The sequence below is a fragment of the Citrifermentans bremense genome (assembly GCF_014218275.1).
Lineage (GTDB): Bacteria > Desulfobacterota > Desulfuromonadia > Geobacterales > Geobacteraceae > Geomonas > Geomonas pelophila.
This window is the reverse complement of the sequence record NZ_AP023213.1, coordinates 1875668-1898699: the sequence shown is the minus strand read 5'-3', so window position 1 is coordinate 1898699 and position 23032 is coordinate 1875668. Positions and strand designations below refer to the sequence as shown.

At 62.2% G+C, this 23032-nt stretch carries 20 protein-coding genes; all 20 read right to left on the bottom strand.

The features are described 5' to 3' along the window. The 20 genes from GEOBRER4_RS08440 to rnr all read right to left on the bottom strand — a co-directional run bounded on the left by GEOBRER4_RS08440 (position 1) and on the right by rnr (position 22896). Positions 1 to 717 (bottom strand): glycosyltransferase family 2 protein, encoded by a 717-nt coding sequence (locus GEOBRER4_RS08440; protein WP_185245016.1) that lies wholly within the window; start codon positions 715 to 717, stop codon positions 1 to 3. A gap of 2 nt (positions 718 to 719) precedes the next feature. Next, the gene (locus GEOBRER4_RS08435) at positions 720 to 1712 is read right to left on the bottom strand and encodes a glycosyltransferase family 2 protein (RefSeq protein ID WP_185245015.1); all 993 of its coding nucleotides are present in this window, start codon (positions 1710 to 1712) and stop codon (positions 720 to 722) included. Then, positions 1709 to 2551 (bottom strand): decaprenyl-phosphate phosphoribosyltransferase, encoded by an 843-nt coding sequence (locus GEOBRER4_RS08430; RefSeq protein WP_185245014.1) that lies wholly within the window; start codon positions 2549 to 2551, stop codon positions 1709 to 1711. Before GEOBRER4_RS08430 ends, GEOBRER4_RS08435 begins: the two co-directional genes overlap by 4 nt. Beyond that, the gene (locus GEOBRER4_RS08425) at positions 2548 to 4272 is read right to left on the bottom strand and encodes an ArnT family glycosyltransferase (RefSeq protein ID WP_185245013.1); all 1725 of its coding nucleotides are present in this window, start codon (positions 4270 to 4272) and stop codon (positions 2548 to 2550) included. The genes GEOBRER4_RS08430 and GEOBRER4_RS08425 overlap by 4 nt, the downstream gene beginning before the upstream one ends. After that, a complete protein-coding gene (locus tag GEOBRER4_RS08420; RefSeq protein WP_185245012.1) occupies positions 4253 to 5116 on the bottom strand; it encodes an ABC transporter ATP-binding protein in 864 nt (287 codons plus the stop codon). The genes GEOBRER4_RS08425 and GEOBRER4_RS08420 overlap by 20 nt, the downstream gene beginning before the upstream one ends. A gap of 6 nt (positions 5117 to 5122) precedes the next feature. Next, entirely contained in the window at positions 5123 to 5986 is an 864-nt protein-coding gene (locus tag GEOBRER4_RS08415; protein ID WP_085813003.1) for a hypothetical protein, read from the bottom strand. Further along, the gene (locus tag GEOBRER4_RS08410; protein ID WP_185245011.1) at positions 5983 to 6777 is read right to left on the bottom strand and encodes an ABC transporter permease; all 795 of its coding nucleotides are present in this window, start codon (positions 6775 to 6777) and stop codon (positions 5983 to 5985) included. The genes GEOBRER4_RS08415 and GEOBRER4_RS08410 overlap by 4 nt, the downstream gene beginning before the upstream one ends. 94 nt (positions 6778 to 6871) lie before the next feature. Beyond that, a complete protein-coding gene (locus GEOBRER4_RS08405; protein WP_185245010.1) occupies positions 6872 to 7273 on the bottom strand; it encodes a hypothetical protein in 402 nt (133 codons plus the stop codon). 31 nt (positions 7274 to 7304) lie between these two features. Then, positions 7305 to 7529, bottom strand: coding sequence for a type IV pilin protein (locus tag GEOBRER4_RS08400; protein ID WP_085813006.1), 225 nt, complete (start codon positions 7527 to 7529; stop codon positions 7305 to 7307). A gap of 224 nt (positions 7530 to 7753) precedes the next feature. Continuing rightward, positions 7754 to 9127: a sigma-54-dependent transcriptional regulator gene (locus GEOBRER4_RS08395; protein WP_085813007.1), complete on the bottom strand. Its 1374-nt coding sequence runs from the start codon at positions 9125 to 9127 to the stop codon at positions 7754 to 7756. Between the two features lie 95 nt (positions 9128 to 9222). Continuing rightward, positions 9223 to 10842, bottom strand: a complete 1620-nt coding sequence (locus tag GEOBRER4_RS08390) for a two-component system sensor histidine kinase NtrB (protein WP_185245009.1) — start codon at positions 10840 to 10842, stop codon at positions 9223 to 9225. A gap of 4 nt (positions 10843 to 10846) precedes the next feature. Next, on the bottom strand, positions 10847 to 12067 hold the full coding sequence (locus GEOBRER4_RS08385; protein ID WP_185245008.1) for a type II secretion system F family protein: 1221 nt from the start codon (positions 12065 to 12067) through the stop codon (positions 10847 to 10849). Between the two features lie 41 nt (positions 12068 to 12108). Continuing rightward, positions 12109 to 13209 carry a type IV pilus twitching motility protein PilT gene (locus GEOBRER4_RS08380; protein WP_085813010.1) on the bottom strand — a complete coding sequence of 367 codons (1101 nt, stop codon included), beginning with the start codon at positions 13207 to 13209 and terminating at the stop codon, positions 12109 to 12111. Positions 13210 to 13224: 15 nt separating this feature from the next. Further along, the gene (gene pilB, locus GEOBRER4_RS08375) at positions 13225 to 14931 is read right to left on the bottom strand and encodes a type IV-A pilus assembly ATPase PilB (protein ID WP_185245007.1); all 1707 of its coding nucleotides are present in this window, start codon (positions 14929 to 14931) and stop codon (positions 13225 to 13227) included. A gap of 55 nt (positions 14932 to 14986) precedes the next feature. Further along, positions 14987 to 15859, bottom strand: a complete 873-nt coding sequence (gene aroE, locus GEOBRER4_RS08370) for a shikimate dehydrogenase (RefSeq protein ID WP_185245006.1) — start codon at positions 15857 to 15859, stop codon at positions 14987 to 14989. Then, positions 15859 to 17718 (bottom strand): glycosyltransferase family 117 protein, encoded by a 1860-nt coding sequence (locus GEOBRER4_RS08365; protein ID WP_185245005.1) that lies wholly within the window; start codon positions 17716 to 17718, stop codon positions 15859 to 15861. Before GEOBRER4_RS08365 ends, aroE begins: the two co-directional genes overlap by 1 nt. Then, on the bottom strand, positions 17715 to 18737 hold the full coding sequence (locus tag GEOBRER4_RS08360; protein WP_185245004.1) for a lysylphosphatidylglycerol synthase transmembrane domain-containing protein: 1023 nt from the start codon (positions 18735 to 18737) through the stop codon (positions 17715 to 17717). The genes GEOBRER4_RS08365 and GEOBRER4_RS08360 overlap by 4 nt, the downstream gene beginning before the upstream one ends. A gap of 28 nt (positions 18738 to 18765) precedes the next feature. Further along, on the bottom strand, positions 18766 to 19737 hold the full coding sequence (locus tag GEOBRER4_RS08355; protein ID WP_185245003.1) for a bifunctional riboflavin kinase/FAD synthetase: 972 nt from the start codon (positions 19735 to 19737) through the stop codon (positions 18766 to 18768). A gap of 15 nt (positions 19738 to 19752) precedes the next feature. Then, positions 19753 to 20601: a twin-arginine translocase subunit TatC gene (tatC, locus tag GEOBRER4_RS08350; protein WP_085813016.1), complete on the bottom strand. Its 849-nt coding sequence runs from the start codon at positions 20599 to 20601 to the stop codon at positions 19753 to 19755. Positions 20602 to 20682: 81 nt separating this feature from the next. Beyond that, on the bottom strand, positions 20683 to 22896 hold the full coding sequence (rnr, locus tag GEOBRER4_RS08345; RefSeq protein WP_185245002.1) for a ribonuclease R: 2214 nt from the start codon (positions 22894 to 22896) through the stop codon (positions 20683 to 20685). Positions 22897 to 23032 lie beyond the last annotated feature (136 nt).

The following is a 23032-nucleotide window of genomic DNA, read 5'->3' as shown; positions in this document are numbered from 1 at the left end:
TCAGATGCCGCGTATGGGACGCAGCCGCTTCATTAGCGGGAAAATCTTCATGGCATAATAACCCGAAACGGCCAGCGCCGCCCAGAGAAATCCGCTGTTTCGGTAAACAATCCGCAAAGTTTCGGCAAATCCGGCCCTATCGCTCACCCCGCCGGGACGGGCGTAGCCGATCAGCTGCGGCGCGTAGACGAAACGCGCGCCGGAATTGGCCAGCCGCTGGTTGAAATCGAAGTCCGCGTAGACCCGGTAGCGAAGATCGAAGGGTGGCGCGGGATGGAGCGCTTTCGGTACCAGCAGCGCCTGGTGGTGCAGCGAGTTGTACAGCTTCAGGTGAAAGTCGCACCGGGGGTGGAACACCCGGTCCTCCCCCATCCGCACCGTCCCATAGACGATCACCTTGTCACCGAACCGTTCCAGGTGGTCGGGGAGCGAGACGATCCGGTCGCCTGCGCCCAGAAAGAGGATTGAGCTGTCATCCCCGGCGGCAGCCCACCCCTTGTTCATGGCGTCGTAGACGCCGCGGTCGGGCTCGCTCACCCAATACAGGAGCCGGTCGGCATAACGGCGGATGACGTCGACGCTGCCGTCCGTGGAGCCGCCGTCAATGACGATGTAGTCGAGGTCCACCCTCTCCTTTTGCTCCAGCACGCTCAGGATGGTCCCTTCAAGGAACTGGGCACCGTCGCGCACCACGGTGATGACGCAGATGCGCGGCACCGTCAGCGCCTCGGCTCGCGGGCGGAGGGGAGGCCGCCGGTCCCCTCGCCGAAGAGAAGCTTCCAGATCATCGCGGCCCGGTCGAATTTGAGCAAAAGGACGCGGAGCAGCATCGCCCCGAGGAGCACCAGGGAGACGGCCGGTAGCGCTTTCGGGTAGTAGCGCCGGGTGAAAAGGATGCGGTTGCGGACGTTGAAGTAGTCGCAGGTATAGCTTTTCTTCCTGGGGTTGCTGCGGGTGCCGATGCTTCTTCCGACCTTGTGGTAGACGACGCTTTCAGGCGCATAGGCCAGGGTGAAGCGCCCCTGGGCGCGGTTGGCCCAGTCGGCCTCCTCGAAATAGAGGAAGTAGTCCTCGCACATGAGCCCGACCTCGCGCAGAAACTCCCTCGATACCAGGAGCGAGGCCCCCTCCACGTAGTTCATGGAGCGCTCGGCGGCAGCCGGATCAGCCTTGAACCAGGGGGGAGCGAAGCGGCCGTAATGCCAGGGGAGCCCGACCCAGCTGCAGTAGTGGCCGCCGCCGTAGGCCTGCACCTTGTCCCTGCGGCCGTAGTAGCGCAGCGTGGATCCGCACATCCCTGCCGACGGCTTCTCGTCGATGCGGCGCACCAGGGCGCTAAGCGCGCCGGGGTCGACCACCGTGTCGTTGTTCAAAAGCCAGGCCCAGCCGAAGTCGTCGCGAGAGAGAGCGTAGCGCAGCGCCACGTTGTTGCCCCCGGCAAAGCCCAAGTTTTCGCCGGTTCTGATCAAGACGAAGGGGTGGTCCCAGGAGGGGATGCCGCCGGTCTCGGCCTCGGCGGCCGTGTACTCGGCCCAGTCTATCTCGCGTTCTTCCATCCAGTCCCTAAGCTTGTGAAGGGACTCGTCCCTGGAGCCGTTGTCGCAGATGACCACGGTGTAGGGGGAATAGTTGAGCGCCAGGAGACTTTCCAGGCACTCGACGGTGTCCCGCCACCCGTTCCAGTTTACGATGACGATATATACCTTTTTCACCAGTAGATGCTCCAGCCGACCAGGGCGACCCAAACCACCCCTACGAAGAGGAGGGCGCGGTCCTTCAAAAGCGACTCGGTCGGGTCGCCGCTTTGCCCGGACTGGACGCGCAGTATGTAGCGGAACAGGCCGAAGCAGCAAAGCGGCACGGAATAGACCAGCGTGGTCCGGTTGATAGTGGTGTACATGGCGTAGGTGACCAGGACGGCGCCACCGGTCATGTACATGATCCCCTCCAGGTATCCCGGCGGGTAGTGCGCCAGGTTCTCCCTGTGCTCCACCGCCTTATCGCCCAGCAGGCGGTACTCGCAGAGCCTTTTTCCCGTGCTCAGGAAAACTGAGAGGAGAAAAACACTCATGAAGAGCCAGGGGGAAATCTCGATGCCGAAAACCTCGCCGCCGGCCTGGAGGCGAAGCAGGAACCCCGCGGAGATGCAGAAGAGGTCCACGATCGGGTACGCCTTGAGCGCGAAGGAATAGGAAAGTGTGACGCCAAAATAGCACAGAAGCAGCGCCAGGAAAATCTTGGAACAGATGTTGGCCAGGAGAAGTCCCGCCGCTAACAGCAGCACACAGAGCAGTATCGCACCTTGGGTGCTGACCTTGCCAGAAGCGATGGGACGCAGGTTCTTGCCGGGATGGCTCCGGTCGCGGTCGCGGTCTAAAAGGTCGTTCAGGACGTAACCGGAACTTGAGACGAGGCAAAAAGACACAAGCGGGAGCAGGCCGCGGCCGAACTGTCCCGGCAACAGCAGCTGCCCGCCAAGAAAGGGGGGGAAGAACAGCATCAGGTTCTTCAACCACTGGGTGGGGCGGAGTATGGTGAGGTAGCCGATCATTTCATACCTTCCAGTCCAGAGATCTGCTTTTGGGTCGCGAGCCTGTAGGAAGCGTCGGCAGGCGCCTCCTGGTACGCCTTGCGGAACAGTTCCAGCGCCTGCGGGTACAGCTTCAGCTCGCGCGCAAGCTGCCCTTCGCGGTAGAGCCAGAAGGGATCCTTGGTCTGCCGGTACAAAAGCGCGAAACTTTCCATCATGTCCCGCGACAACCCGGCGCGCTCCGCAGCTGAAAGAGAGGCGAGCCTCAAGCCGTCTGCCTTCTGCAGTAGCTCCAGGAAGGCTACAGGCGCTTTCTCCTTGGCGGGGAAGAGCACCGTGAAGTAGTTCCTGGCGCCAATGTAGTCCCCTTTCGCCAAGATGGTGCTCATGATGTTGAACCTGATCAGAGAGTCCATGGCCGGCCGCCGGTTGAGCCGCTCAGCAGAGGCAAAGGCCCGGGCGGCGGCGTCGATGCTGTTGTCCTGTAAAAGGAGCACCCCGATTTCGTTGTATAGCGAACCGAACCGTGGGGATTTCACGATAGCATCCTGGAAAAAGCCAATCTTGTCCTGCCAAAGCGCAGCCCTCTGCCGGCTCGCCACGCCGAGGAAAAGGAGCAGGACCACCAGGGGCGGGACGATCCATAGCCGCCCTTTTTGGCAGGGGGAAGGGAGCATTGAGCCAACGCCAAGGGAGATGAAGGCGGTAGGGAGGTACAGGTAACGCTCGGCGTAAGGGGTCCAGGAGATGTTTTTTACCGCTAAAAGCAGAGCCGGAGCGATCAAGAGCGCCGCGCAGGCGAAAAAGAGCGCCGGGAAATAGCGGCGCTTCAGGGCGAGCGCCAGCGCCACCCCTCCTGCAAGCGCCACAAGCGCGTGCCAGGGAGAGACCTCGGTGATGGCGAAGTTCAGCGGGAACGGGAAAAACGCTTTCCTGACGTAGAAACCAAGGGCAGTCGCCAACTGGATGGCGGCTTGCAGCGGTGTAAAGGCGTCAGCTGTCAGAAATCGCCGAAGCGCCATCAGCTCTTGCTTGAAAGCAAGCAGCGACAGGGCGAAAAGAACGGCGGCGAGGAGGGTGCCGACGACGATGCGCACCCTGGTACTGCGGGACGGGGAGCCGGGACCGGCAGGCCACATAAGAACCAGGAGCATGGACACCGGCAGCAGTGCGACCGCGGTCTCCTTGGTGAGCGCCGCCAGCGTGAAAAAAAATACTGCAAAAAGCGCGTCCCGCCATCGCGCCTCTTCCAGCCACCGGAGCAGAAAGAGGCAACCGGACAAGGCGAAAAGTGCGAGGATAGGGTCTGTGCGCCCGGCTATCCAGGCCACAGCCTCCACGTTCAGCGGATGCAGGGCGAACAGCAGGGCTGCGCAAAGCGGGAGCCAGAGGACGTCCGAACCGGTTTTTGTCAGGCACCGTGAGGCGATGCGGTACACCAGGAGCGCGTTCGCAAGGTGCAGCAGCACGTTTTCCAGATGCATGACGCCAGGCTCAAGCCCCCAGAGCCGTTGGTCCAGCCAGAAGGAGAGCTCCACCAGCGGCCGGTAGTAGTAGCTCCCCCCGGGAAGCAGGATCTGGGAGAGGGGCGGTGAAGCGGCGTAGCGGGAGATGATCCCGGGGTCGTCTATGCTGTGGAGGCCGCTAAGCAGGGCGGGGTAGTAGACAAGGAGCACGGAGACGAGCAACAGCACGGGGACAAGCAGGGGGTGAAGCGGCTCTTTACTTGGATAGCATCTCAAGAAAGAAAGCCTCCATGTCTTTGCGCAGCGGTTCTATCTTCTCGATGGACTTATGGTCGGCGACCGTCTGCTGGATCACCGACTGCAGGTCGTCCTTGGGCGCGAAGAGTTCCTCCCTTTCACCCTGCGGCGTCACGAGGTAAAGGGTGTACCCTTCTATGCCGCGCTGCAGGATGCTGTCGACGCTGTCGAAGGCGAGAAGGTTCCCCTTGTCGATTACCGCCACGCGGTCGCACACCTTCTCCACGTCGTCGGTGATGTGGGTGCTGAAGAAGACGGATTTACCCTTTTTCTTGAGGTCGAGGATGATGTCCTTGACCAGCGCGCGCCCCAGCGGGTCGAGTCCGCTCATCGGCTCGTCCAGTATGTAGACGTCGGGGTCATGGATCAGCACCTGGGCCAGGCCGACGCGCTGCACCATTCCTTTGCTGTAACTGCGGATCAGCCTCTTCCTGGCATCCCACAGCTCCAGGATCTGCAACATCTCCTGGCAGCGCTGCTCCGCCTGGTCATCCGGCATGCCGAAAACCTTCGCCACGAACTTCAGATATTCCTCGGCGGATAGGTAGTCGTAGAAGGCGGGGTTCTCGGGGAGGTAGCCCACGGCCTGGCGGGCGTCGGCCCGTGTCGCGTCAAGGCCCATGATGGTGGCGCGCCCGGCGCTGGGCCGGATCAACCCCATGACACACTTGATGGTGGTACTCTTCCCTGCGCCGTTGGGGCCCAGGAACCCGACCACCTCGCCCTTTCCGATACAAAGATCCAGTCCCTTAAGGGCCTCGACCGTCTGGAATTTCTTCCCCTTGTAGCTCTTGCTAAGCCCCTGGATTTCTAAGGCGTACATGCGTCCTCACTTTGTCTTGGTGGCGAAGGCGAACTTGCTGGTGGTGGCCACCTTGCCGGATTCATCGAAGTAGAAATGCCCGCCGTAGGGATCGACCGGCGCCGGGGAGAGATACCCTCCCTGCACCAGTTGCTCAACCGTCGCGGGATGCGTCCCCTTCTCTTTCAGATAGCGCTGGGCGGCGACCTCGATGCGCTGCACCTGCTGGAAGGCTTCCAGGCGGATCTGATAGGTCTTTTGCACCGCCGAATTCTTTGCGCTGCGAACCATGCCGGTAAGGTAACGGATGGCGAGTTCGGTCTGGCCGGACTGCTGCAGGTAGCGCCCGGCAAGCTGGATGTGGAGTTGCGCCCCGCTCAGCTCGCCGGTCTTCTGGAAGAACTGGGCGGCCTTTTGGTAGTCGTGCATGAAGAAGGCGCTGTTGAAACCGGCGAAGAAGGGAAGGTTCCAGTCCCAGGTGCGGTACTTCATGCCGTACTCGAGCATCTCGTTCGCTACCTGGTACTGCTTCGCGTCCCAAGTCAGAAAGCTCTGTGCAAAGTAGTAGGCGTCCATATTGTACGGGTCGAGCTGTACCGTGTTGTGCAAGAGGCGCGACATCCCCTTCAGGTCGGCGGGAGCCGCGGTCTGGTCGCCTGCCATCATCCGCCCGACAACGTCACCGTAGTACATCATCACCTTGAACACCAGGGACGCAGCTACCACTTCTTTCTGATCCGCGCTCAGAGGTTTCAGTACCTTTACGCTCGGCACGTAACCCAGTTTCTCCACCATGGGCTTGTGGGCCATGTAGGAGGTGAAGGGGCCGATCAGCAGGGCGTAGCCAAGAAGGCCCGCCAGCAAAATCATGAGACCGGAGCGCTGCCTCACTTCATTTCCCTCCGGTTGAACAGGAGAGTGGCGCAAGCCAGTAGAATGGCGGTGTAGGCGCAAAAGTACGCTGCAGTGAGGGCCGCCCCGGCTGTATTGGGAGCGATGCCGTAGATGGCATTCACCTTGAGATCGAAGCCGGCGAGGTTGGGCAAGACGTAATAGGCCGCAGATACGGCGCTCTTTAAAAACGGGGTGACTTTGGTCGCTGCGGCGGCGGAGTGGACGTACTCGTAGACCTGCTGCGTGATTCCGGCGGCGATGAAGGCGCAGATAGTTCCGAAGATCGGGAGGAAGAACGAGGTACTCACCGTGGACAGCAAAAGCGCGATGGCCACAACAAGGATGTACTTCATCGTGGTATAGGCTACGGCCAACAGGAAAAGGGACCAGATCACCGGGCGGTCGGGAGGGTAGAGCCCGGACGCCATGGAGATGGCGACACAGGAAAGGCCGCCCAGGATCACCGAGATCAGCACCAGAAACAGCGCCACCCCGAAGAAGCGGCCGAGCAGGTAAGAGGTTCTGCTGATGGGGAGACTCAAAACGCTGTAACTATAGCGCCGCTCAAGGTCCTTCCAGATGGAAGTGGACCCCAGGAACACCGAAAGAAGCAAAAGTATGAACGAGATCAGTGAAAGCGACAGGGTCATGGAGAGTTCCGTCACTTGTCGCATGGAAAGAGTCGACGCTGCAGGAACAAGCAACAAGAGAACAGCCAGGACCATGATGCCCTGGAAAACACGATCGCGCAGAATTCCCTTCAGCGTGATGCAGACTATCGCACCCATTCAACCACTCCGGTAATTAATTTCCGTTCGATTACGTAAAAAAGCGGGATGCCTGAACATCCCGCTTTTACAATCCTGCCGGGGGAACTAAACCTTAGTACGAGGTCCAACCGGTGCCGAAGCCAGCATTGGTGGTCTCGGAAGGAAGGTTAGCATTGGTAAGCGCACCCGGGGTTTCAGCTTTCCAGTAGACGTTGGTGGAGTCATTGGAGGTGCCGAAGATCTTGGAACCTTTGGTGTGCTTGGCGAAGACGGCGTAGGAGATGCTCTGGTTGGCGTTGCTTGCCTCAGCAGCGAAGTTGACGACGCCGATGACGCCGGTAGAGAGCTTCACCAACGGATTGATGTCTGCCCTGGCAGCCTCGTCAGCAGTGGTGCCGCCGAAAATCTGTGCCCCTTCTTTGCTCGGGGTGTTGGTCGCGAGAACGGTGCCGGCGGCGAAGGCCGACGAGGAAAAGGACAGCGCTAAAAGGCTTGCTGCGATGATCTTTTTCATAATTATCTCCACTATTTAAGTAAGTTTGGTATTAACGCTCGTTGTAGTTAGCCGGGTAGGTCTGGAAATCAGCGTTGAACGCCTCCTGACCGGTCTTCCAGTTCTTAACGTCGGAGTTGGAGGCGGCGTTGTAGGCCTTCTCACGGTAAGCGGAGAACTGCGGGATCGCGATGGCGGCGAGGATACCGATGATCGCAACGACGATCAAGAGTTCGATCAGGGTGAAGCCTTTGCTGCTTCTGAGTTTGTTTAACATCTGTTTCTCCTTTTCGTTGGTGGGTTGCCGACTCTAAAAGATTCAGGTAAAAACCTGTAACCGCTCAAGACGTCATCTCGTTAGCAATTAACAGGCCAATGAGGCAAAAACCTCGCAAACACCCGGATCATCGGCATTATCCCCCAGCAATATTAAAACGACATCTTTTTCCAAAAGCGGCACTGCGACAATTTTGGTCCCAAGGAAGTGACGTTTTTCGTCACCTACTCCTCGTCCATGCCGAATTTCGCCAGCCGGTAACGGAAGGAGCGGAAGGTCATCCCCAATAGCGCCGCCGCCCGCTTCTTCACGCCGCCGCACCTGTCCAGCGCCTGCACCAGGAGCTTTTGCTCCAGGTTGTCCAGGTATGCCTGCAGGTCCATCCCCTCTTCTGGGATCTCGGTCTCCCCGCTTGCCGGAATCACGCTCCTGTGCTCGCGGACGCTGGCGGGGAGGCAGTCAAGCGCGATGACCCGGCTGCCGAGCACAACGCAGCGCTCAACAAGGTTCTCCAGTTCACGGACGTTCCCCGGGAACGGGTAGTTGAACAGGGCCTTCAGGGCGTCCGGGGTGATGATCTCGTCGGCGCCGGACCAAAGGGAGTACTTCTTGTAGAAGTGCTCGACCAGGGCCGGGATGTCCTCGGCGCGCTCCTTGAGCGAAGGCATGCGCAGCATTACCACGTTCAGGCGGTAGAAGAGGTCCTCCCGAAAGGTTCCCTCCCGCACCTGCTCCTCGAGGTTGCGGTTGGACGCGGCCACGATGCGCACATCCGCCTTGAGCGAGGTCGCCCCGCCGACCCGGCGGAACTCGCGCTCCTGGAGCACCCGCAAAAGCTTTGCCTGCAGCTGCAGCGGCACCTCGCCGATCTCGTCCAGAAACAGCGTCCCCCCCTCTGCCTGCTCGAAGAGGCCGGGGCGGTCGGCGAAGGCGCCGGTGAAAGCCCCCTTGGAGTGCCCGAAGAGCTCGCTCTCGATCAGGGTCTCGGGAATGGCGCCGCAGTTCACCGCCACGAAGGGGGCACCCTTCCTGGGGCTGTTGTAGTGGATGGCGCGGGCCGCGAGCTCCTTGCCGGTGCCGCTTTCGCCAGTGATGAGGACGTTGGCCATGCTGTCGGCGACCTTGGCGATCAGGTCGTACACCTCGCGCATCTGCTTGCTCTTGCCGATCAGGCCGGAAAAGCTGAACCGCTCCTGCACCGCGGCCTTAAGCCGCTTGTTCTCCTGGACCAGGCTCTGCTTTTCCAGGGCGTTCTTGACCAGCACCTTCACCTCTTCCACCTTGAAGGGCTTGCCGATGTAGTCGTAGGCGCCAAGCTTCATCGCCTCCACCGCCTGCTCGGCCGTGGTGAAGGCGGTGATCATCAGCACGGCGGTCTCCGGCGACTCGCTCTTGATCCTCGAGAGGAGCTCGATACCCCCAAGCCCCGGCATCAGGACGTCCGAGATCACCATCTCGTAGCGCTGCTCCCCGATCAGGCGCAGCGCCTCCTCGGCATTTTCCGCCTGGTCGACCTGGTACCCCTCCCCCTCCAGCAGGATGGAGAGAAATTCCCTCATGCTCAGCTCGTCATCTACTACCAGTATCCTGGCGCGCATCTGGTTACCTCTCAGACAAAAAGGGTCGCACGTTCGCAGCGACAACCCGTTGTTTACTTACCTTCACTTGCCCTCCCCCCGGCTGCAGGCTCGGCTCAAGCCGGAAGGAAAAGGGTGACCGTGGTACCCGCCCCTTCCTCGCTGTCCACCACCATCCTCCCCCCGTGGGTTTCCACGATCCGGTAGACGGTGGCGAGCCCCAGGCCGGTCCCCCCCTTCTTGGTGGTGAAAAAGGGCTCGAAGACCCGCCTCACCTCCGCCTGGTTCATGCCGGAACCGCTGTCCCTGACGCTGATCCGGGCCTCCTTCTTGTCGCCGCTGCGGACGGCGCAGGCCTCGATCACGATGCTCCCCTCCCCGGCTATCGCCTCCGCGCTGTTCACAACCAGGTTCCAGAAGACCTGCGAGCACTGGTCCTTGTCGAAGACGACCACCAGGTCCTCGGGCACGCGGTTCTCTATGGTCACCCGCTCAAGGCGCGGGTCGGTGGACAAAAGCGCGCAGAGGTCTGCTATCACCCGGTGCAGCTTGAGGGGGATCTTGGTGGGCTGGGCGGGTTTCGCGTAGAAGAGGAAATCGCGCAAGAGCCCGTCCAGGCGGTCGGTCTCCCTGAGGATGATGGAGAAAAGCCGTTTGTCCTTCTCGTCTACCCAGGGCCTAAGAGCCACCAACTGCACCGAACCGCTGATGGCGGCGAGCGGGTTCCTGATTTCGTGCGCCATGCGGGCGGAGAGCTCCCCGACCGCGGCAAGCCTGTCCGCGCGCTTGAGCTCGGCGGCCAGACGCTTCATCTCGGTCAGGTCGTGTATATCGAAGATCGCCCCCACGGTGGCGTCCTCCTTGCCGGTGAGCGGCACCGACTTGAAGGAGAGAAGCAGCTGTCCCCCGTCCGGCGCCTGGTGCTTAAATTCGCCTTGGCCACCGTCGAAGAAACGGCGCTCGAAGGGGGAGAGACCCGGGATCGCCTCGCAGAGCGGGCGGTCGTAGGCCTGCTGCTGCGAGAGCCCCGTCAAGCGCTCCATGTAGCTGTTGAAGACGCGGATCCGCCCATCCGGGTTGATGGTGAGCAGCCCCGAGTCGATGGTCGAGACGATGCAGGAGTTCAGACGCTCCAGCTCCTCGTAGTCGATCGCCTTCTCCTGGAAGGCGCTTTCGGAGCGCCTGGCCCTCTCCGAAAGGTGGCCTGCAAGGGTCGCCGTCAGAAAAAACGCCGCGCAGTGGAGGAAGATCAGGTAGAAAAGGTACGCAGCTCCGTACTGCTGCGCCGGGTAGGCGGAAAGCCCCAGCGGGGCGAGCTTGCCGTAGTACTGAAAATCGAGGATGGCGCCGTAGAGGATGACGCAGAGCGAGGCGGTGTAGTACGCCTGCGAGCGGGCCAAAAGCGTGCTGGCGCTGATGATCGAGAGAAAGTAGAGAAAGGCGTAAGGCGAGGTCACCCCGCCGGAGATCAGGATCATCACCGTGACCAGGATCAGATCCCAGACGATCTGGGCGTAGGTGAGGGTGCGGATCTCCCGGCGCGAGCGGTAAAGGACCACCAGGGAGCCGAGCGAGAAAAGGTAGGTCGCGCCCATCAGCCGGATCAGCACCTTCTGGGCTATGTCGGTGCCTACGTCATAGGTACGCACGTCGAGGAAGATGGTGGTGGCCAGAAAGACGGACACCACCAGCAACCTGAGCAGTATGAACCAGAAAACCCTTTTCCTGTCGATCATCCAATCAACCGCCGACCGCGCCGGCGAGCTTGAAGATCGGCAGGTACATGGCGATGACCAGACCGCCGACGGTGGTTCCCAGGAACACCATCAGCAAAGGCTCCATCATCGAGGTCATGGCGCCGACGGCGTCGTCGACCTCGTCATCGTAGAAGTCAGCGATCTTGTTGAGCATGGCGTCCATGGCGCCGGTCGCCTCGCCTACGGAGATCATCTGCACCACCATGGGGGGAAACACCCCGCTCTCCGACAAGGGTTCGGCGATGGTCTTACCTTCGGAGATGGACTGGCGCACCTTGTAGATCGCCTCCTCGACGATCTTGTTCCCGGCGGTCTTGGCCACGATCTCGAGCCCGTCCATGATGGGGACGCCGGAGCTGATCATGGTCCCCAGGGTGCGGGTGAATTTCGCCACCGACACCTTGCGGATCAACGGTCCCGCGACCGGGGCCCGAAGCGCGAGCCGGTCGATGTTCTTCCTGCCGCCGGGGGTGTTGTAGTACTTGCCGATGGCGAACTTGATGCCGAAGAGGACGGCGATGATGACCACGATGTACTTGGTCAGGAAGTTGGACATGGCGATGACGATCCGGGTCGGTGCCGGTAGCTCCCCGCCGAAGTCGGCGAACATCTTGGCGAAGGTGGGGATGACGAAGACCAGGATGACGCCGACCACGATGACCGCGATGGACATGATGGTGATCGGGTACACCATGGCGCCTTTCACCTGCTTCTTCAGCTTCATCGCCTTCTCGATGTAGGCTGCGAGCCGGGCCAGGATGGTGTCGAGGATACCGCCGACCTCGCCTGCGGCGACCAGGTTGACGTAGAGCTGGTCGAACGCCTTCGGGTGCTTTGAGAGGGCATCGGCGAAGGTGGAGCCGCTCTCTACGCTCTCCTTAACCTTGATCAGTATCTCCTTGAAGGTCTTGTTCTCCTGCTGCCCAGACAGGATGTCCAGGCACTGCACCAGGGGGAGGCCGGAGTCGATCATGGTCGCGAACTGGCGCGTGAAGACCACGAGTTCCTTGGTCTCGATCTTCTTGGCGCCGGAGCCGGGGAGCTTGAGCTGCATGTTGAAACCCTTCCCCTGTTCCTTGACCGTGATGCCGGTGAAACCGTATCTTTTGAGCTGGGCCTCGACCTGGGCCGCATTGCCGGCCTCCATCACCCCTTTCTGGGTGCTGCCGGCCTTGCTCCTTGCTTCCCAATCAAACTTAGGCATTTACTTGCTCCTTTCCAGCCCCGGGGAGGGACTGGCTACCTTTACCTCTGGGGGGGACGCCTGATCTGCCCGGCACCGCCTCCCGGCGCGAGCATCTGTTTCAGCTCGTCCGGTTCGGAGGAGCGCCCGAGGGCGTCTTCCACGGTAATGATGCGCCTGGACAGAAGGCTCATCAGGCACTGGTTCATGGTCTGCATGCCGAACTTCTCCTGGCCGACCTGCATCTGGGAATAGATCTGGTGCACCTTGTCCTCGCGGATCAGGTTCCGGATCGCTGGGTTCGGGACCATCACCTCAAGGGCCAGCGCCCTCCCACCGCCGTTTGCCTTCGGAATCAGGGTCTGCGACATTACCCCTTCGAGCACGAAGGAGAGCTGGGTGCGTACCTGGGTCTGCTGGTACGGGGGGAACACGTCGATGATCCTGTTTATGGTCTGGGCACAGGAGTTGGTATGCAGGGTCGCAAAGCACAGGTGCCCGGTCTCGGCCAGGGTGAGCGCCGCCTCGATGGTCTCCAGGTCGCGCAGCTCGCCGATAAGCACCACGTCCGGGTCCTGGCGCAGCACATACTTGAGCGCGTGCTTGAAGCTCTTGGTGTCGGCGCCGACCTCGCGCTGGTTCACAATGCACCCCTTGTGCGGGTGCAGGTACTCGATCGGGTCCTCGACGGTCACGATGTGGTCGTGGCGTTCCTGGTTGATCCGGTCGATCATGGAGGCGAGCGTGGTGGATTTACCGCTGCCGGTAGGGCCGGTGACGAGGATCAGGCCGCGCGGCTTGTCGCAAAGCATCTTCACCACCGGCGGCAGCCCCAGCTCCTCAAAGGTGAGGATCTTGTAGGGGATGACCCTGAAGACCCCGGCCACGGCGCCGCGCTGCACGAAGATGTTCCCCCTGAAGCGCGACAACCCCTTGACGCCGAAGGAGAGGTCTAGCTCGTTCTCCTCCTCGAACTTGTGCTTTTGCGAGTCGGTAAGGATGCTGTAGCAGAGCTGTTTGGTCTCGATGGGGGTCAGAGGCGGTATGTCCATCGGGGTGAGCTTGCCGTCGATGCGGATCTGCGGCGAGGTGTTGGTGGTTATGTGCAGGTCGGAACCGTTACGTTCCACCAGTTCCTTGAGCATTTGGTGAAAATTGATCATGAGTACCTCGTCCCGTTAGTCGTCAGCAACCGTAACCCTGAGCACTTCCTCGAAGGAGGTGACCCCCTCGACAAGCTTGGTGAGACCGGACTGGCGCATGGTCTTGATCCCAAGCCGCATCGATTCCCTCTTGATCTCGGCCGTGTTGGCCCCGTTCAGTATCAGCTCGCGGATCGGTTCCAGCATCGGCATCACCTGGTAGAAACCGACCCTCCCCTTGTACCCGGTGCCGTTGCACTTGGGACATCCGCCACCCCTGTAGCAGACCGCGCCTTCCGCCTGCTCGCGGGGAAGCCCCGCGTCGATAAGCGCCTGGACGGGGACCTCGTCCACCTGCTTGCACTCGCTGCAGACGCGGCGCGCGAGCCTCTGGGCGGAGATGAGGTTCACCGCCGAGGCGACCAGGAACGGCTCGATCCCCATGTTCAGCAGGCGGTTGATGGTCGAGGGGGCGTCGTTTGTGTGCAGCGTGGAGAGCACCAGGTGGCCGGTGAGCGCGGCTTTCACGCCGATCTCCGCCGTCTCGAAGTCGCGGATCTCGCCGATCATGATCACGTCCGGGTCCTGTCGCAGGAAGGCGCGCAGTGCGGCCGCGAAGTTGAGGCCTATGTCCTCGTGCATCTGCACCTGGTTGATGCCGGCGAAGTTGAACTCGACCGGGTCCTCGGCGGTGGAGATGTTCTCGGTGACCTTGTTCAGTTCGGAGAGGGCCGAGTAGAGGGAGACCGTCTTGCCGCTGCCGGTGGGGCCTGTGACCAGCACCATGCCGAAGGGCTTGTGGATCTCGCGCTGGAAGTGCACCAGCGCCTCCGGCTCGTAGCCAAGCTTCGACATGTCTAGCTGCAGGTTCGACTTGTCCAGAAGGCGCAGAACGATCTTCTCGCCGAAGAGGGTGGGGAGCACCGAGACGCGGAAGTCCATGTCCTTGCCCCCCCCAAGCTTGATCTTGATGCGGCCGTCCTGGGGCAGGCGCCTTTCCGCGATGTCAAGCTCGCTCATGATCTTGATGCGCGAGGTGATGGCGTTTTTCAGCTTCAGGGGGGGCTTCATCACCTCGTAGAGCACGCCGTCGATGCGGTAGCGCACCCGGAAGTACTTCTCGTAGGGTTCGATATGAATATCGGAGGCCTTCTTCTTGATGGCGTCGGTCAGGATCAGGTTCACCAGCTTGACGACCGGCGCGTCCTCGGTGGCGCGCTCCAGGGAGCTTACGTCCACCTCCTCATCGTCCCCAACGACCTCCAGGTCGTCGATCTCCAGGTCGTTCATCACGTCGGCCAGGGAGGCAGACTGGTCGTAGAGCTTGTCGATGGCGGCCTTGATGGAGCTCTCGGCGACCACGACCACCTCTACGTTGTAGCCGGTCATGAACTTGATGTCGTCGATGGCGAAGATGTTGGACGGGTCGCTCATGGCGATGATGAGCGTGGAGCCGGCCCGGTTCACCGGCACGATCTGATACTTGTGGGCGATCTCGGCGGGGATGATCTTCACCACCGAGGGCTCCACCTCGTAGTCCGCGAGGTTTATGGTCGGCACGCCGTACTGCTTGGAGAGGAAGGAGGTGAGGTCCGCCTCGTTGATCAGGCTATCCCTGACCAGTATGGAGCCCAGCCGCAGCTGCCCTCCGGCCGCCTTCTGTTCGGCCAGGGCCTGCTTCAACTGCTCCTTGGTTATGAGGCTGTTGCTGACCAGCAGCTCACCCAGTCTGCTTACGTGCATAGGTACCTCAAGGGGTTAAAGAACCTGTGAATGGTATTTTGTAATGACAGTAATGTCAAGGGTTACCTGGGGTTGGGAGGCAGGCGGCAAGCGCCTGTTCCATGCACCCTTCGGGAGGGGCGACCCCGGTCCAGATCCTGAAGGCGGCCTCCCCCTGCGCGGCGAGCATACCGAGCCCGTTCGCCCAGGGGACGCCCAGGGCCTCGGCCTGCGCCAGAAAGGGGGTGACCGGCGGGGCGTAGACCATGTCGTAGACGCAGGCTCCGGGCTTCAGGGCGGCGAGGTCGAGCCCGGCGAAACCGTCCCCGGCCATCCCAACCGAGGTGGTGTTGACGACGAGGTCGAAGGAGGCAAGGTACCCCCGGTCGGCAATCCGGTCCAGCGGCTGAGAGGCGAACGCGGTCCCGGGAAGGCGCTCCTGCATCGCCTCTGCCAGGGCGCGCCCCGCCTCCGGCGAGCGGTTTGCCACCTCCACCCTGCCGGCACTGGAAAGCCCCAGCGAGGCGGCGGCGCTGCGGGCTGCCCCGCCGGCGCCAAGGACCAGCACCTGGCGCCCCTCGGGGAGAAAGCCAAGCTTGGAGCGAAGGGCGGAGAGAAGCCCGATCCCGTCCGTGTTGTAGCCGGTGAGGCGCCCGTCCTCCACCTGGACCGTGTTCACCGCGCCGATCAGCTCCGCCTCGGGGGTGATCCGGTCCAAAAGCGGCAGGATCGCCACCTTGTGCGGTATGGTGACGCTGAAGCCGGCCACCCCGAGCGCGGCAAGGCCGGCCACCCCTGCGGCGAGCCCCTCCGGCGCGACCGGGAACGGGACGTAGGCGAAGTCGAGCCCCAGCGCCTTGAAGGCCGCGTTGTGCATCGGGGGCGAAAGGGAGTGGGCTACCGGCCAGCCGATGATCCCGGTGATCCTGGTCTTTCCTGTGATGTTCATCAACGCACCCCGTAGCTTCTGAGAATCTGCAGCGCCTGCTGTCCCGCCTCGGGCGAGACCCGCCCGGCAAGGTCGAGCGCCCGCGTCCCCGCCTCTTTTTCCCCGAGCTTCAAAAGCGTTTCCCCCGACTCGACCAGGGCCGCGCCGTAGATGAGGATCGCCTTGCCGGTGTCGAGGTCGCGGAAGAACATGTCGCTTCCCCCAAGGATGCCGCGGGTGGAGTAGAGCCCCCAGACGTCGGAGTCCAGGGTGGCTGAGGGGAAGTCAGGGGGATCCAGGCGGTAGATGATGCCGCGCTGGTGCAGCTGGAAGTTCTGGAACGCGACCGAATACCTGGTGGAGAAGTCTATGTATACAGGGCGCTTGGCGTACTGCTCCATCACCGACAGGAACAGGGTGTTCTCCGGGTAGCGCTGGTCCATGGGGAGGGTGTAAAGGCGCGAGCCGCGGAAAAGGACCGGCATGCTGTCCAGGTACCAGTCGAAGACCAGGTGCGGGGTGTGCGGCAGGGCCAGGTCCTCGCGCATCCGCTCCACCCCCTGCAGGTACCAAAGCGGGAACGCGCCCGAGTCCCCCCAGGTGTACATCACCGCGTTCTGCGGGAGCGACCTGAGCGTGTTGGAGGCGTAGTCGAAGGCGATGTAGTTCTGGTGCTGGTCGTTCTCGCGGTAGTTCATCGCGCAGACTGCGACCGGAAGCGCGAAGAGAGGCAGCAGCAGCGCCCCCCTGACCGCGGAACGCTCGGGAAGATGGCTCCCTACCTCGCGGAGCACCACGAAGAGCCCGACACCGATGAAGACGGCGCTCAGAAGGTAGAGCGGGGTGAAGAACTCCTCGGTGAGAAAGATCAGCTCGCCGGGCGTGTTGAAGTAGCCGACGATGACCAGGAGAAAGGAGGCGAGCGCGATCAGGTACCCAAAGACCAGGTACCTCTTCCTGGTGACGGCGAAACCGGCGAGCCCGGCTACCAGCAGCACCATGCCGACGATGGTGAACTCGTAGGGGATGTTGAAGGCGTTCACCTGGGCCCACAAAAGCCCAAGGTCGCGGGGGGGCTTCTCCACCGGGTAACCCTTCCTGAGCAGGTTCCAGAGGAACTGGGTCAGGTTCTTCGAGTCCCCCCAGTTGAGCAGCGGCTTTTGCAGCGCCCGGACCACCAGGTGCAGATGTATCCCGAAGCCGAGGAAGCCGAAGGCGAAGGCGATGAGGAACTCCTTCACCCGGAAGACCACGCGCCGGTCAGCGGAGATGAGGAGCCAGGCGTAGGTCGGTATCATCAGCACGATGATCTGGTGCGCCCCGGTGGCAAGCCCCACGAGGAAAGCCCCCAGGTAGACGTAGCTTGGGCGCTCGCGCCCCTCCAGGTAGCTTTCGCGCCAAAGGAGCATGAGCCAGAAGACGATGGCGCTGATGAAGGCGAGGAGCGGGTACGGCTTGTCGTGGTTGGACTGAAGCCAGAGCCTCGCGGTGCAGGCGAAGGTGAGCGCGGCGCTCAGGGCGCAGAGTCTTGCGGAGAGCCTGCCCAGCCGCGCCTCCCAGGCCCCCTGCTCGTCCTTGAGCAGGTACAGGGTCAGAAAGAAGACGCCGTAGCAGGCGGAGGCAGCCGAGATGGCGGTGGCCACGTTGACCCTGAAGGCGATGCTCCCCAAGGGGAGAAAGGTGAAGGGCTTCGCGTAGTTGATGAAGAGCGGGTAGCCAGGTGAGTGCGCGGTCCCAAGCGAGGCGATGGCGGTTATGAACTCGCCGCTGTCGAAAAAGGTTACCGTCGGAGCCAGGGTCAAAAGGTAGATGAACAAAGGGACGATGAAGGCCGCGATGGAAAAGGGGTCTAGCCTTCTGAAGGTTCCGGAAAGGTTCACGTACGCGCTCCTGATTCGTTGTTTTCGCTGATTTGCTTCAGGGACAGCTTGTCCCGCCAAAGGCAGAGAAGCCCGGCCGCGATCACCGGCAAAAAGCCCATGGCGTGAACCACTATGGCGATGCTGAGGGCTCGCTCGCCCGCGATGTCGAAGGCCGAGAGCGCCGTGACGCAGGCAAGGTGATGGGTCCCGACGAATCCCGGCGACGCAGGAACCATCACCGCGAAGACCAGGAACACCATGATGAACATGGAGGCCGGCAGCGGGAGCTCCACGCCGAAGGCGCGCAAAAGCAGATCCAGCGGCCAGATGGCCGTGGCCCAGATCAGCAGCGAGGTGGCGGCGGTCGCCGCCGCCCCGGCCGCGCCGGCCGGGACTCGTATCCCGGAGATGAAGGAGCGTAAAAGTGCCGAGGCCTTCAGGGATGCGTTGGCGGAAAAAGGGGCCAGGAGCCGGGAGACGATGCTCAAGGTCCAGTCCGTCCGCCTCCTCAGGAGCGTCAGGAACATGAGGACCGCGAGGTAGAGGGCGAAGGTGAGATAACCGCCGGTGACAAGCCCTTGCTGCATCCCTTCCCTCCCGGCCGGAAGACGCACCGTGAAGAAGGCCGAGAGCAGCACCACAAACATGGTGAAGCCGTCGCAGAGCCGGTCCACCACCAGCGAGGCGAAGACGGCGGAGGTCTCGATCCCCTCCTTGCGCCCCAGGACGTAGGCGCGCACCAGTTCTCCGAGCCTTGCCGGAAGCAGGTTGTTCGCCATGTACCCGATCAGGGTGGCAGGGAAAAGGTTGGAGAGCCGGGTCTTTTTGATGGGCTCCAGGAGGAACTTCCAGCGCAGCGCCCGGAGGAAGTAGCTGACGAAGGTGAGGAGGAGGGCGGGTGCCAGGTAGCGGGTGTCCATCCCGGCAAAGGCTGCCGCCATCTTGGCGAAGTCGATCTTCCTGAAGAGCAGCAGCAGACAGACAGCGCTGACCGCCAAGCCGACCAAGAGCTTTTTATCTGGTTTTTCCTTGAACAAGTTGGTTCCTCTTAGCGGCGGCTGTCTCTTACTTACTACACTTAAGGGGGCCCCAGTCTCCGGCCCCCACGGGCTCAGCGTCCTCAAGGATCTCCCGGCAGCGCGTTACGTCCAGCGCGATCTGCTCTTTGAGCGCCTCGAGCCCGTCGAAGCGTCGCTCCTCCCGAAGCCTCGCGATGAAGAACACGGTGATCTCGCGACCGTAAAGGTCGCGGTCGACGTCGAAGAGGAACACCTCCAGCGAAAGGCTTCCGTCGCCGAAGGTGGGGTTCGTCCCGATGTTGCAGGCGCCGTCCAGAAGCTCGCTCCCGATGCAGACCTTCACGGCGTAGACCCCCCCGGCGGGAAGGAGGTCCTTCTCGGTGGCGAGGTTCGCGGTGGGAAAGCCGAGCCCCCGGCCGCGCTGGTGGCCGTGGACCACGGTGCCGGTGATGGCGTAGTGCCGTCCCAGGACGCCGACCACCCCCTCCACATCCCCCGCGCTCACCATGCCCCTCACCTTGGTGGAGCTGTAAACCGTGGCGCCGTTGGAGATGGGCTCCAGCACCTCGACACTGTAGCCGTGGCGCTTACCCATCTCGCGCAGCAGTTGCACGTCCCCTTCCCTGCCGCGGCCAAAGGCGTAATCGTAGCCGATGACGAGGCGCTCGACCCCTATGGCGTCGACCAGCACCTTCTGCACGAAATCCGCGGCGGAAACGGCGGCGAACTCCCGGTCGAAGGGGATCTCCAGAAGGTAGTCGATCCCGGCGGACTCGATGAGGAACTCCTTCTCGCGCCGGGTGGTGATAAGCCGGACCTCCTTGTGGGAGGGGACCACCTTCAGCGGGTGCGGCACGAAGGTCACCACCACGGAGACCCCGCCCATCTCTTCGGCCCGCTCCCGCACCCGCCGGAAGATCTCGCGGTGACCCAGGTGGACGCCGTCGAAATTGCCGATGGTGACCGCGGGGTGGCGCAGTTTTTCCTTTATGTCGGAGATGCTTCTGAAGATAACCATGTGCGATGCGATTCCTTAAGCCTCAGCCGGTTCCGCCTCCACCTGCGGCGCCTTCTTCTTCCCGAAGATGAGGGCCACCCAGACACTTACCTCGTACATGAAGTACAGAGGGATCATGATCACGAACATGGTGATGAGGTCGGCATGGAAGGCGGCGACGATGGCGCTCGCCAAAAGGGCGTACTTCCTGCGCGTGGCCAGCATCCTGTAGTTGATGATGCCAAAGCGCGCCAGAAGCAGCGCGAGGATAGGGAGTTCGAAGATCAGCCCGAACATCAGGATGAGGCGCAGGCAGAAATTGATGTAGGCCGAGATGTTGTACCAGCTCTGCAGCCCGGTCGCCTCGTAGGAGAGCGAGAAGTTGATGATCACCGGCCAGATGATGACCAGGAAGAACATGGCGCCGACGCAGAAGGCCAGGGACGCCGTGGTGACGAAGGGGACCACCAGCCGCCTTTCCTTGCGGGTAAGCCCCGGCGCCACGAAGAGCCAGAACTGGTGGAAGAGGACCGGGAGCACGATGACGAACCCGGCCAGCATGGAGATCTTGCACTGGACGAAGAACGGCTCCAGGGGGGCGCTGTAGTTCAGCATGCGCGGCTTCTGCGCCACGTCGTGCTGCTCGCCCAGCTTGAACTGCTGGTAAGCCTGGGGGTAGCGCTCCTTGACCTTCTCGTAGAGGCTGATCTTTATGTCGGTCAGGTAGGTTTTGCCGGTCAGGGGCTGTTCGACGAACTTCAAGAGGTCGGTGGAGAAGTTCCAGGCGACCCCCATGCCGATCACGATGGCGACCACGCAGACGATGAGCCGCTTCCTGAGTTCGACCAGGTGTTCCATGAACGGCAGAACTTTTTCTTCAACCATATACCCTATATCTCCTAATTAAAGCCGCGTAGAGCTCAAACAAATTTTATAGCACAGCGGCCAAAGCGAGCGCAACAGCTTTCAGCGCCGCCGGGGCTTGGGGCGCTTCCCCTTGACCGGTATCCGCTCGTAGCTGTTCCTGACGTCTTGAATCGGCTCTATGGGGCGCTTTTCCAGGGTCCCCACCAGCGAGAACTCCACCTGCTTGCGCGCCTCGTTCACGGAGGCGACCTTGACCCTGATCTTGTCCGCGATACGGTACATGGCGCGGGTCCTCTCCCCCACCAGGGCATGGCTCTTCTCCAGATGCACGTAGTAGTCCATCGGGAGCGTGGCGACCGGGATCATCCCCTCCACGAAAAGCTCCACCAGCTCCACGAACAGGCCGAAGGGGGCGACGCCGGTGATGTAGCCGTCGTACTCCTCGCCGACCTTGTCGCGCATGAACTGCATCTTCTTCAGGTCCACCATCTCGCGCTCGGCCTCCATGGCGACCCGTTCCCTCTTGCTGGTATGCGCCGCGGTCTCCGGGAGCCTCGCCTCGAGCCGGTCCTTGTCCACCTGTTTCATCTTCCCGGAGAGCACCCGTTTCAGGATGCGGTGCACCACGAGGTCTGGGTAGCGCCGGATGGGGGAGGTGAAGTGGGTGTAGCTTTCGGCCGCAAGGCCGTAGTGCCCGAGGTTCTCGGCGCTGTAGCGCGCCTGCTTCATGCAGCGCAAGAGGACTTCGTTGATGAGGCGCTCCTCCGGTTTCCCCTCCACCTCGCCCAGGAGCTTCTGCAGCTCCAGCGGGTTCACCTTTTCCTCCTGCAGCTTCAGGGTATAGCCGAAGCCGAAGACGAACTCGGCGAGGTCCTGGAGTTTAAGCGGGTCCGGGTTTTCGTGCACCCGGTAAAGCGAGGGGACCGGCGTGTTCTCCAGGAAACCGGCCACCGCCTCGTTGGCGGCGAGCATGAACTCCTCGATGATCCGGTGGGCGAGGTTTCTCTCGGCTCTCACGATGGCCGTGGTCTCCCCCTGCAGGTCGAGGATGATCTGGGGCTCGGGGAGGTCGAAGTCGATGCTCCCCCTGCGGCGGCGCAGCCCGTTCAGCCTGAGCGAGAGCTCCTCCATGACCTTCAAGTCCCCCACCAGATGCGCGTTTTGCGCTGTCGCCTCGGGGTCTTGATCCACGAGGACCCGCTTGACGGTGGTATAGGTGAGGCGCGCGGCGCTCTTGATCACGCTCGTGTAGAAGCGGGCGTCGACCCGCTCGCCCGAGGCGTCGAAGAGCATCTCGGCCGTCATGGTGAGGCGGTCCACCTGCGGGTTCAGCGAGCAGATGCCGTTGGAGAGCTCCTCCGGCAGCATGGGGATGCAGCGGTCCGGGAAATAGACCGAGGTCCCCCTGAGGTAGGCCTCGGTATCGAGCCTCGAGCCTTCGGTGACGTAGTGGGAGACGTCGGCGATGGAGACCCAGAGCCGGATCCTCTCCCCTTCGCGTGCGACCGAAACTGCGTCGTCGAAATCGCGCGCCGTCTCGCCGTCGATCGTTACGGTGAGCCTTTCGCGCAGGTCGGTGCGGCCGGAGAGCGCCTCCTCGGTCACCTGCTGCGGCTGTTTCCGCGCCTCCTCCATCACCTTATCGTCGAAGACGTAGGGGAGCTCGTACTTCTTGATCACGGTGAGCGCCTCTACCTCGGGGTCGTTCGCCTCGCCCAGGACCTCGGTTATCCTCCCCTCCAAGGGACGCGCGCCCGCGGGGTAGGCGGTGATCTGCGCCAGGACGATCTGCCCGTCCTTGGCCTTCGACGCCCCTCCGGCAGCCCCCGGGGTAACGAAGAGATCCCGCCCGAGCTTCGGGTCGTCGGGGATCACCCGTCCCCCCTTGCCGATCGCCTCGAAGCGCCCGACGATCTCGGTGACCCCCCTTTGCACCAGGGCGGTCACCCTCCCCTCCCTTTTGCCGTCGCGGCGCGTCGAGACCACCTGGGCCTCCACGATGTCGCCGTGCATGTACTCCGAGAGGTAGCGCGCCGGCACGAAGAGATCCTCACCCCCGTCTTCCGGCATGACGAAGCCGTAGCCGTCGCGGTGGACCGAGAGTTTGCCGCGCACGCTCCCGCCGGAGCCGGCGAGCGCGTAGATGCGGCCGGGCATCTTGACGATCTCGCCGGATTCGACCAGGTAGTCCAGCTGGTGGTCCAGCTGGTCACGGTCGCGCCGGGATATGTTGAGAGCCTTCAGCATCTGCCGGTACGGTACAGGCTCCCCCTTGGCCAGAAGCCTCATCACCGCGTCCTTACCCTTGCGCATGAAAACCCCCTTCGGGAAAAAAGCATATGTAAAAAATCATAGTTATGGATAATGCAGAAGCGTTCGGTGAAAGTCAAGAAACGGTAAGAAGCGCAGGGTGAAAGGGCCGCCCGATTGACGAGGCGCACTGCGACTG

What these genes read in the sequence shown, in the direction of transcription:
- GEOBRER4_RS08380 (WP_085813010.1), bottom strand. Translation starts at nt 13,209, where the DNA reads ATGATCAATTTTCACCAAATGCTCAAGGAACTGGTGGAACGTAACGGT.
- GEOBRER4_RS08430 (WP_185245014.1), bottom strand. Translation starts at nt 2,551, where the DNA reads ATGATCGGCTACCTCACCATACTCCGCCCCACCCAGTGGTTGAAGAAC.
- aroE (WP_185245006.1), bottom strand. Translation starts at nt 15,859, where the DNA reads ATGAACATCACAGGAAAGACCAGGATCACCGGGATCATCGGCTGGCCG.
- tatC (WP_085813016.1), bottom strand. Translation starts at nt 20,601, where the DNA reads ATGGTTGAAGAAAAAGTTCTGCCGTTCATGGAACACCTGGTCGAACTC.
- GEOBRER4_RS08385 (WP_185245008.1), bottom strand. Translation starts at nt 12,067, where the DNA reads ATGCCTAAGTTTGATTGGGAAGCAAGGAGCAAGGCCGGCAGCACCCAG.
- pilB (WP_185245007.1), bottom strand. Translation starts at nt 14,931, where the DNA reads ATGCACGTAAGCAGACTGGGTGAGCTGCTGGTCAGCAACAGCCTCATA.
- GEOBRER4_RS08355 (WP_185245003.1), bottom strand. Translation starts at nt 19,737, where the DNA reads ATGGTTATCTTCAGAAGCATCTCCGACATAAAGGAAAAACTGCGCCAC.
- GEOBRER4_RS08390 (WP_185245009.1), bottom strand. Translation starts at nt 10,842, where the DNA reads ATGATCGACAGGAAAAGGGTTTTCTGGTTCATACTGCTCAGGTTGCTG.
- rnr (WP_185245002.1), bottom strand. Translation starts at nt 22,896, where the DNA reads ATGCGCAAGGGTAAGGACGCGGTGATGAGGCTTCTGGCCAAGGGGGAG.
- GEOBRER4_RS08420 (WP_185245012.1), bottom strand. Translation starts at nt 5,116, where the DNA reads ATGTACGCCTTAGAAATCCAGGGGCTTAGCAAGAGCTACAAGGGGAAG.
- GEOBRER4_RS08405 (WP_185245010.1), bottom strand. Translation starts at nt 7,273, where the DNA reads ATGAAAAAGATCATCGCAGCAAGCCTTTTAGCGCTGTCCTTTTCCTCG.
- GEOBRER4_RS08410 (WP_185245011.1), bottom strand. Translation starts at nt 6,777, where the DNA reads ATGGGTGCGATAGTCTGCATCACGCTGAAGGGAATTCTGCGCGATCGT.
- GEOBRER4_RS08395 (WP_085813007.1), bottom strand. Translation starts at nt 9,127, where the DNA reads ATGCGCGCCAGGATACTGGTAGTAGATGACGAGCTGAGCATGAGGGAA.
- GEOBRER4_RS08400 (WP_085813006.1), bottom strand. Translation starts at nt 7,529, where the DNA reads ATGTTAAACAAACTCAGAAGCAGCAAAGGCTTCACCCTGATCGAACTC.